Origin of the sequence: Peribacillus sp. Bi134 (assembly GCF_918698065.1) — a bacterium.
Lineage (GTDB): Bacteria > Bacillota > Bacilli > Bacillales > DSM-1321 > Peribacillus.
In genome coordinates this window covers 120372-137500 of the sequence record NZ_CAKKLN010000010.1, presented here as the reverse complement: position 1 = coordinate 137500, position 17129 = coordinate 120372, and the positions used below count along the sequence as shown (strand labels likewise).

Here is a 17129-nt window from a genome sequence, read left to right as displayed (position 1 = left end):
CCGCTAAAAAAAGCTTCATTGTCTGTCTATGCCTTTATTTTACTCCTCGCAATTTGAAATACTATCCTATAATATGCCGTATAATAATAGGGTAAGTATCCCCCTTATATAGGGGTATTTTGTTTAAGGAGAAGAGACTCGTATGACCCAGCCCGCTAATGCTTATGAAGAGATATCGTTTCAGCAATTCATATTATTCATAAAAAGTCATAACAAACAGATTGAAGACAATATCAATATTTATTTGAATCTAGAGCCCCTTATATTAGAAAATGAACGTAAGATGATTCAAACATTACTGGAATCATTTCTACTATTTTTATCCGCTCCAAACATCGAAGACATAAATGAAACATACGATAAGTATTTGGAAACATGGCTTCAATCACAGTTGCCCATTTTAAATGTGAACCATTTCAGCATGTTCCGATTGATCTTTGAAAAGTCCATCGTTACCTTAATGGCCAACCTGAAACATGCCAATACCATTTCCATTCTAATGTTTTTATTATCCATTTTCTCTCACCTCATCCATAGCTATAACAAATGGATGGATGTCGAACCCATGCAACTTTCAAAAACCCACGAAGAAAATGCTGAACTTAAAAGACTGCAACTATTGGATCAATTAGATGAGCTTCTAATTAACTCATCAGGAATTAAGGATTTTGCTCATATCCTAAAAAAATGTGAAGAGTTCTTTCACTATAAAAGATGTGTTTTTTATGCTTATATTCCTTGGTCCAATCAATTTTATGGCACCATTGGATTGGAGCTGCCTAAGGTTCAAAGCATGAGAGGACAACTCAGCTTGAAGCAATCCTTTGTTTTAAATTCAAAAAAGCCTGTATTTTTAAAGAATCCCAATCATTATATTAAAAAGGAACATATAACGTTGTTTAATCTTTCAACTGTCATATTTGTGCCGATTGTTCATGACCAGCAAGTTTTCGGCTGGCTGACCTTTGATCAATTAGGCGAGGAATTCGATTATTCAAAAGATGAACTGACATTACTTGAACAGGTCGGAAAACGGTTAGGCTTATATTTATCAAGAAAGGATGATGAGGTATCCATTTATACCGATCAACAATTGACGGAACGGGAATCCGTGATTTTAAATTTGCTGGCGGAGGGGTATAACAATAAAAAGATGGCCGAATTATTGCAATTAAGCGAGCATACTATAAGGGATTATGTAAGCAGTTTAATGACAAAGTTTAAAGCCAAGAACCGTACACAAGTCGTAGTCTATGGATTTCGATTAGGTCTATTAAAGTAAAATCGAGTTACCTTTAATCGTTATGTAAGTCAAAATAAATCCTTACATAGTTAGTTGTTGTTGAATATATCATTTACATTAGCTGCCATATCATAATCATTGGAATTTGAAGAAAGATTCTGTCATGGCAGCCTGCAATCCACTTTTGAAGGATCAATTCATGTACTCATATTTATAATCGCCTGTATTTTTAATAGCAACTTCCACCTGAATATTACGAATGGATTCTTCATTAAGGCTAAAATCCTCTTTAGAAACTTCTTTCCATTTTTTTATATCCTTTCTGTAGATAACTGCTTCTAAATTATAGATGTCTATATTTTTATCAAATGCGTATTTGTAGGTATCCCTGATTTCTTTCTCTAATGCTCCCTGTATTTTTTCTTTAAGGTGGGTTAATGAAATGTTTTCTTCCATATCCGTTACGACACCTTCTACTTCTATTGAAATATCGAATTCGACTGCATCATTTACATAGATAGGCTTTATATTGAATTTTGGCCTCATTAGAGATATTTGAACATTTTTGTTTTTGTTGATTTTTATTCCAATTGGGGACCTTACCGTTGATTTTGTTAACCATCTCATCCCCCCAAGATGTTTATTTGCTATCTCCCCCTTTAGCTGATTATTTTTAATAAAATAGGACCCTGATAGTTTTACGGTGTTCTGTGCTTTTTCTTTTGCTTTCCATACCTCATTTTTTAATGAAATCTTCGGTAGTTTTATTGTCATCCCTGTTTCATAATTTTGCGTATAAAATCTTTGGATCCTGATGGGTTCGACAAAGGATCTTAATTTATAAATATCCTTCGGATTGAAAATGCTTGTTTGCACTGAAGAGCCGAATAAACTATTGACAAAGAGGATCTTTTCTAATGAATCATCCGTTCCATATAACCAAGTTGTTTCCCTAATTTGCTGAAATCTTAAAATGGGGTCGTTTACGTTGTCCAATCCATGTTTTAGTAAGCTTTCGGAGAAAATGATCAATTTAACATGAGCCCAATAAATATACTGGTTTGACCTTTTATAAATGTCATTCATGGCCTCAATCATTGTTTTCCCGCGTCCCTCGGCGACCCAAACAGGTGTTGGTTTTGGTTCCAAGCCTTCTTGTTTAGCCACACCGGCAAAAGACGTCACCTGCACATAAATGACATACTGCCCATTCTGATAATCTATTCCCATTGCACTTATATATTGAATATCCTGAATATCCTTGGTATCCCAGCAGCCACTTAAAAGAGCAAGGCTCATTACGAATAGTATAAATCTAAGGATCATTTTCATTAGCGATTTCCTTTTGTTCTGTCCTTAGTTTTCAGCATTTCGGCTCGTTTCTTTCTAAAGAGATACGGCTTCACAAAGACACCGCCCCCTAGAAGATCTTTCAAGGATAGTGGTGATATAGGCGCTAAGTAAGGTAAACCATAAATCTGCAGCCTTGATAAATAAAGGACAATAGAGAATACACCGAGAAAGAATCCGAATAATCCTAAAACAGAAGAGAGAAATAATACAAAAAACCTGGCCATGCTTACAATTCCACCTAAAGATTGATTGATTAATGTATAGGTGGCTACCGCAGTGGTACCTGCCACCACCAGCATCGTCGGGGATGTAATCCCTCCTCTAATTGCCGCATCCCCTATAATTAATCCACCCACAACGGCCAGTGATTGACCGATTGCTTTTGGGAGTGTGATCCCTGCCTCTCGAAACAACTCAAATAAACCCAAAATCAAGAAGGCCTCTTGTTGAGGTGATATAGGCAACCCAAATCTAGATACGGTTATCGTCGCCAAAAATGGGAAGGGGAGCTGGTCTAATTGAAATGATATTAGTGCTATATAAAAACCTGGCAGGAATATTGATATCACCAGTCCGAAAATGCGAAAGAAATATTCGAAATTTGTATAGTAAGATGGAGTATGACGATCTTCCGCGGCTTTTAACAATAATGTAATATTGCCTGGTCCAATTAAGGCAGTTGGTGACCCATCCACTAAAATGGCAAAGCGCCCATTATTTAAACTGGCTACAGCATAATCCGGCCTCCCTGTATAATCAAATAACGGGATCAGGTTGAACTTACTGTCTGATAAAAATTCTTCAAGTTCAGTAGTTCCCAACAAGATATCTGTGTTTATTGAGGAGATTTTCCTTTTTACTTTTTCAATGGTTTCTGGATTTACAACATCCTTCACATATAATAAATTGATTTTTGTCTTGCTCCTTTTGCCAATAGTAAATGCTTGATTTTCGAGTGATGCAGTTTTATATCTTTTTCTGATCAACCCTAAATTAACAGAGATATCTTCGATAAATCCATCACGTGGACCTCGGATGGAAATTTCACTACTTGTTTCTTCGGGACTTCGATTCGGGATGCTTGGTAGGGAAAACATAAATAATAATTCCAATTCTTCAAATAGCATCAGGACCATCCCGGAAAATACGTTTTCCTCCACATCTTCTTTTATAGTGGAGGAAGGGAAAACCCTACTGATTTTAAATTCGTCTTGAGGATCCTCTATAACATCTTCTTCCTTCAGTTTAGAATTTATGAATACACTACCTTCAAGCCGTGCTACTGATTCCCACAACTTTTTGACATCGACCAACACCTCTGAATAAATCAAAGTGCAAATAAGGGGCGGATCGGTTTTCCCTTCAGATGTAATGGTATGCTTTTTGAATTTTACATCCGAGCTCATTCCGAATAATTCATTGAAATACTCCGTCTTTAGTTGGATCTCCGAAGAACTCCCCTTATTTGACTTGTTCAATAGAGGCTCCATTCTTTTTCACCCTTTCTTTCAAAAAAATGACCATGTTAATAAAAAAGGTTATAACCAAAATGCTAATCACACTCAATTTAAAATAATATCGTTCCGTAAAATTCCTGTATGCTGGAATGTCGATTGGTATACAAAGCGCAATGATTAAGGAGACTGATATAGCAAGCAATACAATATTTTTTATTTTCTTTGATTTAATTTGAAACAGTTCCCCCATTAGGAATATCGATAACGATACACGGATAAATGCACCTGAAAGCCATTGGTATATTGATAAAAAATCCAGCCGGTTCAAATACTTACCCATGGTTAGTAACCGCCATTGAGCGTATGCAGGATTGCTGATTTTTGCAGCCTGTACCGGACCAAACTCTGTAATGGAGCCTATTATGGGTCCCATACTGATAAACAAAAGAAATAAACCTAAAAAAAGTAAACTCCTGAACTTTATTTCTGTCTTTACAAACTGTTGAATCAAAACGAGAAGAAATATCTCTGTAAAACCTCCTCCTAGTATTACGACCCCGTCCCAAACAGGTGTAATTCCATTTTCAAAAATAGGGAAAAGCAAGGAGTAATCCTTATACTGTATATTTGCCGTCATAATCATAAATCCAAGTGCCACAACAAGGGGTAAAACCAATCCCCCGGCAATGGCTATTGTTTTGATTCCAGCCTCGGCAGCAATAAAACATAGGATGATGAAGGGTATGAATAATATATATTCTGGCGTTTGAATCATATAAGTACTGTTTACCCAGGAAAATGTGCTATATAAAGTGACAAATAAGTTTAATGAAATATATAAGAAAAGAAGGATTTTTATGGTCCAGGCGGCGAGCGGGTGACTGTGAGTATGAAGCCAACCAATGATATGCTGTTGCTTTGTTTTATTTATGATCCAATAAACCATGGGAAGCCATAAAAGAAAAAGCATCCCGGTGACTAAATTACTGATCCATGAATCTCTTCCTGATGCCCCAAGCAGTGAAGGCAAAACGATAACATGGTTCATCAACCCAATAGATAGAATCAGCACCATTGTCGCTTGAAAAGTAGATATACTTTTTATCATGTGACACTTCCCCTCTCTTTTAATATGAGGAGGCATTTTTGTTTTTATTCATACGGTGCATCAATTCTTTAATGGACAGATAGGTATTTGAACGTCCCCTCCTGTCAATAAGCTCCGCTGAATCAACTGCCATTTATCATCGGCTTTGCGATGAGTAATTTTAGAAGCATTTTTTGTTTACAGGTCAGAAAAGTTTTGTACGGTCTCATCGAACGCACTACAGGCACCAGCTGTTTTTAAGCTGGTGCCTGTTGGCGTTTATCCCTTATACTGTATCCTCCGAGTATGAATGATACTTTAAGCGGCTTTATAGGTTTTCATTGATAGTTTTTTCTATACTGCTGCTTTCTGCTTGATCCTCTTTAATCCATTTAATGAGAGATATCGATGCCATCGCCATAATTAAGATGAGTGGAACGGAGGTAATGACTACTACTGATTGAAGAGCATGCAGTCCTTCACCAAACATCATGGAAAACGCTAAAGTTCTATGACCAAAGCCCAAAATATTTTGTGCCATCCAGGCTGGCTCTTGATCTAATGACAACTTTTTTTGATGCTGCGCTTGCTACTGTGAATGACGAAGAGTGTGTAGCTGAAAGAAAAATAAGGGTGATAATGATTATGGCAAACAAGGCAATACTGCAGCCGGGAAGACTCTGGTAAATGGCAGCAATGGCAAAAAAGCACCTCCAATTGTTAGAATGTTGTCTAACAATTGGAGATGCAGTTCAAATTTGAAGTCGGTCTAAAATTCTTATTTGGCAAACATAGCGTTAACAAAAAATAACCCCAAGGAGCTCATTTATTAAAATAAGGGAATTTAATGAACTATTTCAACTCTTTTTGATTCTAATAACATTAGTCATTTTGCTTATCGTTTTTCACTGTTTTTCCAGATAAAAACCATCCGCCTATTGCAATAAGAAGCATGACTGACCAAAAGAATATATTCCAAATCGGTCCTTCAACAAAATCATGAGAAATAATGTGCACGGCTGGATGCGCAAGGGTGTGCATCAATAACTTTACCCCTACCCATCCAACGATCAACATGGCTGCCGTTTCGAGGCTAGGCCGCTCCGTCAGTATCTTAACGAAGTATCCTGCAGCAAACCTTATGACGATTAAACCTGCAATTGCTCCTAATAAAATAACAATGAATTTAGCCCCATCCATACCTCCTATATCACCCATCGGTGTATCTGGCAAGGCAATGACAAGAGCGACTGCAGCTAAAATGGAATCAATAGCAAAAGCAATATCAGCTAATGCAATTTGCGCAACGGTCATACGGTAGCTTTTCCCTTTTTTTTCTTTGTCACCGTGGTCCCTTTTTAGTAAATGCTTTAATGAAATGAAAATCAAATATGCAGCCCCAATTGCTTGAACTTGCCAAACATGGAAAAGGTACGAAATGATGAAGATTGCACCAATCCTAAATATAAAAGCCAAAAGCAACCCAATATTAATCGCTTTTTTTTGCTGTTCTTGTGGTAAATGCTTTGACATGATGGCTAAAACCAATGCATTATCAGCAGATAATAAACCTTCTAAAAAAATTAGAATGATTAATACCCAGCCATATTCCAATAATAACGATAGTTCCATGATACCCCCCTAAAAGCATGTATAAGAATGCGTATATGACTTCAAACCCAACAACACTTTCTCCTCCAATATTGTCCCATCTTATCTACTTCCTTATTCAAACCTTCCGTCCCGTTAGCCCTGTTTGAACGAAGCAACTCACCTATTGATAGTAGCATCCATTAGCTCTATATTATATTCTTTTTTGCTTAGCCAAAGTTCACATTGGCATTTTTATCTTCACACTTCGGCAATCACCAAATCAAAACCTATTCAGCCATTAAATGATATTTCTGTAAAATGTCCCTTGTGATTTCCCTAGCTTCTGCCGATGTACCGGAGATATTCGTTACAAAAACATAGTCACTTCCCTTTGTTTCAAATAAAACCCACATACCAGCCAATGTTTGTCCCCTGCCCTGTTTTTCCGTAAAGTGTATAGCTGTCCCCTTCAGTCTGGATCATCATCCTTTTAACGGTTTTCATGACATCCTTATCAAAAGGAAGATTCTCTCCATATAAATTTGCCATGAAATCCACTTGTTCAATAGGAGAAATTTTGAGTGAGCTGCTTAGCCAAAACTGATCTATCCCTCCACTAATATCTTGGTTGCCATAAGAAATCTTATGAATCCATTCCTCCATTCGACTCTCTCCAATGTCACGGGCCATTGCTTGATAATACCAAACAACGGAGTTCCTTAAACCAGACCCAAGCGTATGATCCTTGTTCCATATCTCAATTTCCCTTTTCACGCCATCCCAATATTTAATGTCATATTCATCCTCGACGGCACCGACCTGCAATCCGATAAGTGCATTGGGCACCTTAAAAGTCGATTGCGGCGCAAATCTTTGTTCGGCCCGTTCATTATTATAGATAAAAGTCTTACCTTTTTTCACTTCACGTAATATAAAAGTACCTTCACGCTCAGCAAAAAATTCATCGACGTCGAGCTTCTTAATATTGAGTTTATCTTTGGCGGCATTGGCTCCACTTGGCTGCTGAACGCATGTAAATATAGCGGAGGCGCCAATAAGTATTAAAAAGGCTGCCAGAAGCCTGCGTTTTTTCAAATTCATCACCTCAAAAAAATATTTACAATCCTATCCATTCTATCAGATAAACTCAATATTTTTAAGATTAAGAATTCTCATTTTTACATGCTTAATTTTAAAAAAAGTCACGGCAGATAAATGGAAAGTTAAACATCATTGCGCTTTTTATGATTTAGTTGCAATATTAATCAAATGAATAAAATTAAGGCTTTTCCCAAATAATAGGTAGACTAATTAAGGGAGGGATTTATATGGATGCTAAACGTGTAAAACAGATTCTTTCTTCTTCATCTGACATTGAGGTGAGATATAATGGCACTTCAGTATGGATTGATAATTTAAATGAAGATGGAAGAACGGCTACAGTACATCTAAGAGGCCCATTAGAGGAAAGATCAGACGTAGCAATTGACGAACTTAAAGAAATATAATATTCATTTAAAAACTGAGCTCCTCTCGTAATGAGAAGAGCCTTTACTTATTTCAACCTTAATTTTTGACCGATATAAATTTTGTCGGGGTCTTTAATTCCGTTAAGACTAACAAGAGATTTTACTGTTGTTTTATATTTTTTTGCAATGAAGCTAAGTGTGTCGCCTTTTGTTACAGTATAAGTTGTGGTTGTCTCAGTTTTCAATGCACGGGAGTTGTGCGTCCTAAAAGTATTTATTGTATTTGTAAAATCCCTATAGGCTATATTCAAATCCACCTTTGTGCTGATCCCACTTACCTTACCTGAATCAGAATGCTGCCATATATCTGTGCTTCGTCCCAACGTGCTGTTGTATCTGGCAATCCACAAAGCGTATTTCGTCAACCTTGATTCATCTAAAGTATTTTCGAGAAAGTATTTACCAGTATACAGCATAGCCGTGTATCCAGCTTCTTCAATAGCCTCCAAAAACGCGATTGCTGCATCTGTCAGCGTTTTTTTCTTTGCCTTTTTTTTATTTTCTTCAAGATCAAGAACAACAGGATAATTTAAAGCAAAAGAGCTGATAGAATCTAAAAAATAAGCAGCCTCAGCCTTTGCTTCTGCAATAGTTGCAAACTTCGCATAGTGATATGCCCCGACTTTCAATCCCGCTGACAATGCTTGTGGTGCATTTTCTTTGAAATAGGATAGCTTGGAATAACTCGTTCCCTCTGTTGCTTTAATGAACACGAACTTCACGCCTGCCTTTGCAACTTCCTCCCAATCAATAGCACCTTGCCAATGTGAAACATCGATTCCCTTTATATATTCCATATTAATGACCTCCTCAAGGAAACAATCCTATGGTGGTAAATATTTATGAGTTTTATAGGAAATATTCAGTCCTACTGCCCACCTTATAATAAAATATTTGATTGAGTTAAAACAAATATAAATGATGTAAAAGTATTATGCTGCTTCCTTTTGGTTTCAAAGATTATTTTATGCTATACTGATTTTATTAATATCAGAAGGGATGATGGGTGGCCGATGATTAACTAATCTTATTTTCAAAATTTGAAATCACATATTTCAAATCATACGAAATAGGATTAGTCTGCCCATTTTCTATAAATTGTAGAGCTATCATGAAAATAGCTCTTATTTGATAATGCACAGGTACGGCTAATCCTTCCATAGAACTGGGAGGATTTTTTTTATTCTCCCTTTAAGGAGAGGGATAATTATATGAAAGAACTATTAAAGTTAACCAATATCAGCTTTGAAGTATTGGACCATAACATTTTTGAAAATGTTAATGCTAGTGTTCAACAAGGGGAAGTCATCGGTATCATTGGCAAAAATGGTGCCGGTAAATCTACGTTGCTGCAATTAATTAACAATGATTTAGAGCCAGCACATGGACAAATCCAATGGCTGCAGCAAGACTTGAAAGTTTTTATGGTTGAACAAGAAGTCGAGTCGCATTCTTCAGAAGATAAAACGCCTACCGAAGTTAAATTACTGGATAAAATGCATGTACCAAGCCATGGCTTCCTACAATTAAGCGGAGGAGAAAAAATCAAGGCCCGGCTAGCAAAAGGGCTTTCTAAAGGTGCAGACCTTTTACTATTAGATGAACCTACGAACCATCTTGATGAGGCTAGTTTAGGATTCCTCAATGAACAAATTAAGAATTATAGAGGTACCATTATTTTTGTTTCGCACGATCGTTATTTTTTGGATGCTGTTGCAACGAAAATTTGGTCGATTGAAGATAAAAAGCTAATTGAGCACAAAGGGAATTATTCTAGTTATATGGAGGTTCGCAAACAGAAAAGACTTACACAACAACGTGAATATGAAAAACAGCAAAAAATGGTTGAACGGATCGAGGGACAAATGAATGAAATCACTTCCTGGTCAAAAAAAGCCCATTCACAATCGACGAAAAAGGAAGGAGTTAAGGAATACTATCGCGTGAAAGCGAAACGAATGGATGCACAGGTAAAATCTAAACAAAAGCGTCTTGAAAAAGAGCTTGAAAAAGTAAAAGCTGAACCTGTTGAATCAGAATATACTGTACGCTTTTCAATTAAAACAAAAAACAAGACGGGAAAACGTTTTTTGGAAGTTAAGAATTTAACTAAGACTTTTAGCGGGCGAACACTGTTTAAAAACGTCAATTTCACGATTCAGCATGGTGAGCAGATTTCCATTATAGGCCCAAACGGCAGCGGAAAGACGACATTATTAAAAATAATTCTTGGACATGAAACTTTTGCGGGCGATGTATGGATTTCACCATCTGCAAAAATAGGCTATTTGACGCAAGAAGTGTTTGATTTACCACTTGAACTTACACCCGCCCAGCTTTTTCATAAAGATACTTTCGAGTCAAGAGGGAACGTTCAAACTTTAATGAAGCATTTAGGCTTCACGGCTTCTCATTGGACAGAACCCATTAAGAATATGAGTATGGGTGAACGCGTGAAATGTAAGTTAATGGAATATATATTGGAAGAAAAAGATGTGCTTATTTTGGATGAGCCGACAAATCATCTGGATTTAGCTTCACGGGAACAACTTGAAGAAACCTTAACACAGTATACTGGAACGCTTATCGTCGTTTCGCATGATAGATATTTTCTCGAAAAAACGACAAGCAGCAAACTTGTCATTTCGAATAATCGCATACAAAAGCAATTGTATGAATCATCATCCTCCAAAAGAGATGATTTGGAAGAACTGCGATTAACACTTGAAACAGAAAGACAGGAAGTTTTGGGAAAGCTTAGCTTTATGACGCCAAATGATAAAGCGTACACGGAATTCGATAAGAAGTTTAATGAGCTTACGAAAAAAATAAATGAACTTGGTGACAATTGACTATCACTGTAACTTAATGTACTGGATGATAACCCTTAGAATGAATTAGTTCTAAGGGTTTTTTAGATATTACCCTGAAGTCCTGCCGAACAAAGTACAGTCTCCAATCGTTCAGGAATTTTTTACACACCTTGAACATCAAGAACCAATTGATTTGAGGTGCTAAAAGGATATCCGTAATGATACAATTTGCAAATTAAGCAGAATACTATTGTCCCCTTGTTAATAAGATTGAATGATGGTTATGTTTTAAGAGGGGGCCTTAGTTATGAGTGAGAACGCACAGGAAGCTATGAGGAATAACTCTGGAATGTTTGTTGAACGCTCCTTAGATGAGATTCGTTTTTGGTCAAGAATAATGAAGGAACACTCGTTATTTCTAAGACTAGGTTTTAGATGTGAAGATACACAGTTAATTGAGGAAGCTAATCAGTTTTATCTTTTATTTGAACGGATAGAACAGCAATCCCATTCATTTACAAATCAAGCTGATCCAGAACAAATCAGAAGATTTAACGCGGAGGTGCAACAAGCTGCCACAGGCATATTTTTGTTTAAAAGGAAGGTATTAGGATTAATACTCACCTGTAAACTGCCTGGTGCAAACAACTTCCCACTTCTAGTCGACCATACAAGCAGAGAAGCTAATTATTTTAGAAAACGATTAATAGAATTAAATGAAGGTAAATTGAAACCACTTGCAGATGCCATCATCAAGGAAAATGTATTCTTTTTAAGAATAATGGCGGATCATGCAAAATTCATTGGACATCTCCTTGATCCATCGGAAAGAAAGCTGGTGGATATGGCGCGAAACTTTAGTAATGATTTTGATCAATTAGTCTTTCAAGCCGTAGACTTAGAGTCCATGAAACCGCAATCTCAAACGGCCCCTCTTCTGGATCAATTTCTAGATCAGAACCGCGTGTCCGTCGTATCACTTCGAGACTTTAAGAAAACCGCCAGGGATTTAATCGAAGAATGCAAAATCAAGAGCATCATTCATCCACTATTGGCTGATCACGTTTTCCGTGAGGCCGAACGTTTCCTTGAAATCATCGATATGTTTGAATCCCATCTTACAGGTTAAAAAATACAATTAATTGAGTATGAAGGATATGGAAAATTACAATTATCGGAAAAAGAAAATAGGCCCCTCTCGATTTAGAGAAGGGCTTTTATATGTAAAAAGTTAAGACAGGGAATTCACCAATGTATCCATTAACCTAAAATGAAGATTCAATATAGATTTATATTTATAGGACAAACTTCTATTATTTTTGTTTTTATATTTTTTTCTTTGTTCTTTCACTAAAAACTTTAAATATACTTTTTTTATTATTTGAGCATGAGACACATAGCAAATATAATATTTCTTAGTGTAAAACATCCTTAGTAAAAATATAATCCATATATGCTTTTGCACTTTCTTCAATCTCTTCGTCATTTGCGGTATATGTTCCATTGAAAATAAATGGCGGTAAAAATTTTGTACCTATTAGATTACTTGTTGCTTGGAAAGGCTTTAACAGTTCACTCATAGAATAATTATTACGCCCACCCGCTTGGTACCTTTCTTTTGCACTTCCAGTCGATACTGCTAAAATGAGCTCTTTATTATGTAATTTATTCCCGTTTGAACCATAAGCCCATCCATGTGTGAGTACCCCATCCTGCCATTTTTTAAGAAGTGGCGGAGAGCTGTACCAATAGAACGGAAACTGCCAAACAATCCGATCATGTTCTTCACATAGCCTTTGCTCTCTTTCAATATCAATTTTTTCATCTGGATATTCCTTATATAGTTCATGAACAGTTACAGCGGGATGCTGCTTCAATTCTCCTAGCCATGTTCTGTTCACAATCGACTCTTCAATATTTGGATGAGCTACAATGACTAAAACCTTCATTTATTAATCCTCCAAGTATAGTTTTTGAAAAACCTTAACCTAACGAAAAACTAATCAGGAATACAATCTTCTGAAAAGTCAACCGACTACGCCCGTATTAGACCTTTTTCTAATACGGGAGGTTGAATTTTTTTTGCATAGCACCAGATATACTTGTATTCAGTAACAACCGACTAACAGTCCCTAATTATCCGCAATCAGACCAAGACTCTTTTCCCACGCTCTTCATAAAATTTATGATGAAGTTCCGTACGTGCTTCTTCAATTCCTGGCTGGAATTGGATTAGCGCTTTGCGTCGTGTTTCAATAACCTCTGCAATTGCTGCTTTAATCTTTGCATCAGCACGTCCCGCTAATGCATTAAGTTCACCTGCAATCGTAAGTCCAGCCACTGTTCCTTGAGCCCTGGCCACCTTAGCGCTTTCAACTCCTGTGATATTGCCGGCTACATATAAACCTTTTAGATTGGTCTGCATAAATTCATTGTGCAACGGAACATGTCCTCCCAGTTCAGGAACATAGCAGAAAGAGCACCCAGCAACAGCCGCAAGTTCGGACAATGGTGTAAGGCCGCCCGCAATACAGACAAAATCAGCAGATACTGTTTTTTCTGTTCCAGGAACAACTTCTCCGTTAACAGAAATTTCCGCAATTCGGACACCCTCGACTTGGTTTTCTCCATATATTTCAAGAGCGCTTTTACGTAGCTGTATAGGAATACCCCACATTTTAAATCCATTTTTCGGGAAAAAACGCGCACCCAGTTTTGGACTTACCAGCTTTCCTCCAAACCGTAATATAGGTGAAGGAGCTAAATGTGATAGCCTTAGAAGCGATTCCATCATTTTTTCTGGCTGAGCAGCATTTCCAGCTAAAATACCCGCATTAGGAAGTAAAATACTTTCAACATGAACTCCACACAATTGCAATTCTCTCGCAATTGCTACAGAGAGTACATTAACACCAATTATAATCCCTTTTTCTCCCGGCTTCACGCGATGCACGTTTCCCATCACCTGAGCGGCTCCGATCGACATTACTCCTGGAAGAGTCCATCCCGGGATAGGAACAGGAGTTTCTGATGCTCCTGTAGCAAGTAAAAGACATTTTGACTCCATTATTTTATCAGTGGTATACACACACCAGCCATTTTCTATTTTTTTTAAATCATACACGGATATTCCGCAAAGGATATCCACGCCCAGTTGAACGGCTTGGTTATAAAGTTTTTTGGCTTCTTCGATACCATTCACCCATTTACCATCAGGCTCTTCATGCAATTGCCCTAATAAACGGCCTCCAGGCTTTAAAAACTCATCCACCACGCATACTTGTAGCCCATGTTCTGCAGCTGCAATAGCTGCGCCTAGTCCAGCGGGTCCTGCGCCTACAATAACTACATCAATCATAATGTACCTCCTTTTAATAAAGAGGCAGGAAGAGCTGTACCTGATTCAATTTGCATCTCGTTTTCCACTGGTGTTAAACAAGCACGAACTGTATTTTTCCCATTCACCCTTACTCGACATTCAAAACAGTGGCCAATATTGCAGTAAATCCCACGTGGCGTCGCTTTGTCTTCATGAAGGCGAAGAGTTCGAATTCCAGATGCGAGCAAGGCAGAGGCAATTGTATCACCAACGCGTACCGTATATTGTTGACCATCAAAGTAAATCTTAATTTCTTCTTGATTGTTAAGATCCCCGAGAACAGGATGATGTTCCACTCTCATAGAATTCATTCTTTTTCTCCTCCTAAAACACCGAATGAAACAGGGCGAACAGGAGGACGGTAGCTAAGTGGCACTTCATTAGAAATAGCTGGTCCCCCCAGCTGATCTACTAATCGATCAATTACGGTGCGGCAAGTGCGCCCTCCACAAGAGCCCATTCCTGCACGTGTTCGCAATTTCACTTCACGTGAAGAACAATGAAACTGTTCAATGGTTTCTTTTATTTCATTCATTGTGATTTCTTCGCATCTGCATACTATTGTATGTTGTTCATTCATTGAACACACCTCCACTACTTTCAAAATAGCCGGTCTATTTTTTTAGGTTTTTTTGAATTGTGTTAGAAACTGCAATTTTTCATATAAGGAATCTAGTAATTCCTTATAAGTCATTTATTTAGAAGAAAAGACATCAACATTCTTCTAGTGTAAAAATAGATGCGCAACCAACTATTTTTACGCAGAAGAGAACGTTAGATGCCTCATACGTACAATATAGAGCAGCACATCAGAAGATATGTTAAAACCTGGATTTTACTATTTACATGCTACGTTTGTTTGCTTGTCCTTATTTTTTAAATAAAACCATTATATGGTTTCTGACTGGTAGCAAAATGAGCCCATTTGATCATCGTAATGAAATCAAATACTGGAAGCTTAACGGCTCTTTGAATATCAGCTGCATATGGCGGTAAATCACTGCATTCAAGCAGAATGGCTCCAATATCCGGGTTTTCATTTACCATCTTAACAGCCGCTTCTACTACTTCTCTTCTTACTTTTTCGTTATCAAAAGATCCTCTGCTTTCAATAATGGCTGAAAATTCCGGCAATCTGCCTAGATCTTTCACTACACAAATGTTAGGATCATCTATTCCACAGCTTTTAAATAAATTTGGCGTAATTCCATGCGCATCCGCTGTCAACATGCCTATTTTTTGACTTGGTTTCAATCCTGTTTTTATCCAAGGTACTTGAACAACACTTGAAAGATAAACTGGGATATCAACAGCTGCTGCTACTTTGTCTTGAAAGTTTCCGAAAAAACCACATGCTGCACATATGGCACGAGCACCTTCTGCTTCAAATTCTTTTGCTGCTTTTACAATGTCGTCCAGCAGTGTGGGATCACCTGCATGGATTCTTTCTTGGTTACAGTCTGGCACTACTTTTAGCCGTACAGGAAAGTCGTAGGTAGAAAGGTTTGCAACATTTCCAGGTAAAACCGGATACCAGCATTCATCTAAATAAAGTATGCCAACTGAATATCCCGCTACATATTGCCCTTTTTTCATGGTGATAATCTGGCTTTCCTTTTCTAAGTAGCCATACTCCCGTTCATTGCCCAATGATTTGGTAGTCAATTACGGCCCCTCCTTATAGTTTCAGAGAAAAAATGTATTCTCTGAAACTCCTAATCTTATTCTATTCACCTTACGCTTCTGTCAGTGATTTAATTTCATATCCTAACTTGACCAGTTCCTCTTTAAGCATTATTTTCATTTCTTCAGTAGGTTGTGTTAAAGGCTTTCTCACATTTCCTCCTTTAATTCCGATCAAGTCCATGCCTGCTTTTACCGGACCTGGATATGGATTGCCTTCCGCCTCCATAAGGCCATAGATACCTGATAATTTACGGTTCAAATCACGTGCAGCATTTATATCGCTCTTCTCAACTACCAGTTCGTATAACTCTACAAGTTCCTTAGGAAGCAAATTGACAAGGATTCCAAAAGCACCCTGTCCTCCAATAGAGAAAGTAGGAAGGATAAAGTGTTCTTCACCGGTGAATACAGTAAAGTTTTCGACATCCTTCGTCAAAGCCACAACTTCACATAAGTGACCAAAATCAGCAGATTCTTTGACACTTACAATGTTTTCTTCCTGGCTCAATTCATAAATCATTTCAGGTGAAATGGTAACACTCGTTGCACCTGGATAATTGTAAATGACGATTCCGACATTTGATTTTGCAGCCACTTCCTTGAAAAATTCACGAATTCCTTCTTCACTTGTTTTATGGTAATAAGGAGGCAAAGCCAATCCCCATGTAGCGCCGTATTCTGCAGCATAATTGGCAAGCTCGATCGTTTCCTTGGCAGTTGAGCATCCAACACCTGCCATCACAGGTACTTTTCCTGCGGCATATTCACAGCCAGCCTTGATTAAGCTTTTACGTTCCTCCAATGACATAACATGGTATTCTCCTGTTGTGCCTCCAACCAGAAGGCCATGGACTCCGCTTTCTACTTGAAAGTCGATTACTTTCTTATAAGACTGGAAATCAATCGTTTCATCCTCATTGAACGGGGTAATTAATGGTACAAAAATTCCTTTTGGTGCAATACTCATAATTTATTCCTCCTGTTTTCTA

General features: G+C 37.5%; 16 protein-coding genes and 1 pseudogene. 4 read left to right on the top strand and 13 right to left on the bottom strand.

The window, feature by feature from the left end:
- Positions 1-142: 142 nt before the first annotated feature.
- Entirely contained in the window at positions 143-1282 is a 1140-nt protein-coding gene (locus tag LQ188_RS22505; protein WP_230178350.1) for a LuxR C-terminal-related transcriptional regulator, read from the top strand.
- 153 nt (positions 1283-1435) lie between these two features.
- Here LQ188_RS22505 and LQ188_RS22500 read toward each other — a convergent pair whose 3' ends face one another.
- The 6 genes and pseudogenes from LQ188_RS22500 to blaOXA all read right to left on the bottom strand — a co-directional run bounded on the left by LQ188_RS22500 (position 1436) and on the right by blaOXA (position 7828).
- Entirely contained in the window at positions 1436-2575 is a 1140-nt protein-coding gene (locus LQ188_RS22500) for a Ger(x)C family spore germination protein (protein ID WP_230178349.1), read from the bottom strand.
- The gene (locus LQ188_RS22495) at positions 2575-4086 is read right to left on the bottom strand and encodes a spore germination protein (RefSeq protein WP_230178348.1); all 1512 of its coding nucleotides are present in this window, start codon (positions 4084-4086) and stop codon (positions 2575-2577) included. The genes LQ188_RS22500 and LQ188_RS22495 overlap by 1 nt, the downstream gene beginning before the upstream one ends.
- On the bottom strand, positions 4058-5161 hold the full coding sequence (locus tag LQ188_RS22490; RefSeq protein WP_230178347.1) for an endospore germination permease: 1104 nt from the start codon (positions 5159-5161) through the stop codon (positions 4058-4060). Before LQ188_RS22490 ends, LQ188_RS22495 begins: the two co-directional genes overlap by 29 nt.
- A 307-nt stretch (positions 5162-5468) precedes the next feature.
- Positions 5469-5708 carry a BCCT family transporter gene (locus tag LQ188_RS22485; RefSeq protein ID WP_290370139.1) on the bottom strand — a complete coding sequence of 80 codons (240 nt, stop codon included), beginning with the start codon at positions 5706-5708 and terminating at the stop codon, positions 5469-5471.
- A gap of 314 nt (positions 5709-6022) precedes the next feature.
- Complete coding sequence (locus LQ188_RS22480; RefSeq protein ID WP_230178346.1) at positions 6023-6772, bottom strand: TerC family protein; 750 nt, start codon at positions 6770-6772, stop codon at positions 6023-6025.
- A gap of 248 nt (positions 6773-7020) precedes the next feature.
- Positions 7021-7828 (bottom strand): annotated as a pseudogene (gene blaOXA, locus LQ188_RS22475) (class D beta-lactamase).
- A 233-nt stretch (positions 7829-8061) separates the two neighbouring features.
- Here blaOXA and LQ188_RS22470 point away from each other — a divergent pair.
- Positions 8062-8241 carry an H-type small acid-soluble spore protein gene (locus tag LQ188_RS22470; RefSeq protein WP_034313120.1) on the top strand — a complete coding sequence of 60 codons (180 nt, stop codon included), beginning with the start codon at positions 8062-8064 and terminating at the stop codon, positions 8239-8241.
- Between the two features lie 47 nt (positions 8242-8288).
- Here the strand turns inward: LQ188_RS22470 and LQ188_RS22465 are convergent, their stop codons facing one another.
- Positions 8289-9059, bottom strand: coding sequence for a GH25 family lysozyme (locus LQ188_RS22465; RefSeq protein ID WP_230178345.1), 771 nt, complete (start codon positions 9057-9059; stop codon positions 8289-8291).
- Between the two features lie 414 nt (positions 9060-9473).
- Between LQ188_RS22465 and abc-f the strand changes: the two genes are divergently transcribed.
- Positions 9474-11114, top strand: a complete 1641-nt coding sequence (gene abc-f / locus LQ188_RS22460) for a ribosomal protection-like ABC-F family protein (RefSeq protein WP_230178344.1) — start codon at positions 9474-9476, stop codon at positions 11112-11114.
- A 268-nt stretch (positions 11115-11382) separates the two neighbouring features.
- Entirely contained in the window at positions 11383-12204 is an 822-nt protein-coding gene (locus LQ188_RS22455; protein ID WP_101221560.1) for a DUF2935 domain-containing protein, read from the top strand.
- Between the two features lie 286 nt (positions 12205-12490).
- On the opposite strand, the gene LQ188_RS22450 is transcribed toward LQ188_RS22455, so the two are convergent.
- The 6 genes from LQ188_RS22450 to dapA all read right to left on the bottom strand — a co-directional run bounded on the left by LQ188_RS22450 (position 12491) and on the right by dapA (position 17107).
- Positions 12491-13024 (bottom strand): NAD(P)H-dependent oxidoreductase, encoded by a 534-nt coding sequence (locus LQ188_RS22450; protein ID WP_230178342.1) that lies wholly within the window; start codon positions 13022-13024, stop codon positions 12491-12493.
- A 197-nt stretch (positions 13025-13221) separates the two neighbouring features.
- Positions 13222-14433 (bottom strand): FAD-dependent oxidoreductase, encoded by a 1212-nt coding sequence (locus LQ188_RS22445; RefSeq protein ID WP_230178341.1) that lies wholly within the window; start codon positions 14431-14433, stop codon positions 13222-13224.
- Positions 14430-14765, bottom strand: coding sequence for a (2Fe-2S)-binding protein (locus tag LQ188_RS22440; protein WP_230178340.1), 336 nt, complete (start codon positions 14763-14765; stop codon positions 14430-14432). The genes LQ188_RS22445 and LQ188_RS22440 overlap by 4 nt, the downstream gene beginning before the upstream one ends.
- A complete protein-coding gene (locus LQ188_RS22435) occupies positions 14762-15034 on the bottom strand; it encodes a (2Fe-2S)-binding protein (protein WP_101221556.1) in 273 nt (90 codons plus the stop codon). Before LQ188_RS22435 ends, LQ188_RS22440 begins: the two co-directional genes overlap by 4 nt.
- A gap of 296 nt (positions 15035-15330) precedes the next feature.
- Positions 15331-16119 carry an aspartate/glutamate racemase family protein gene (locus LQ188_RS22430; RefSeq protein ID WP_101221555.1) on the bottom strand — a complete coding sequence of 263 codons (789 nt, stop codon included), beginning with the start codon at positions 16117-16119 and terminating at the stop codon, positions 15331-15333.
- Between the two features lie 70 nt (positions 16120-16189).
- A complete protein-coding gene (dapA, locus tag LQ188_RS22425; protein ID WP_230178335.1) occupies positions 16190-17107 on the bottom strand; it encodes a 4-hydroxy-tetrahydrodipicolinate synthase in 918 nt (305 codons plus the stop codon).
- Positions 17108-17129 lie beyond the last annotated feature (22 nt).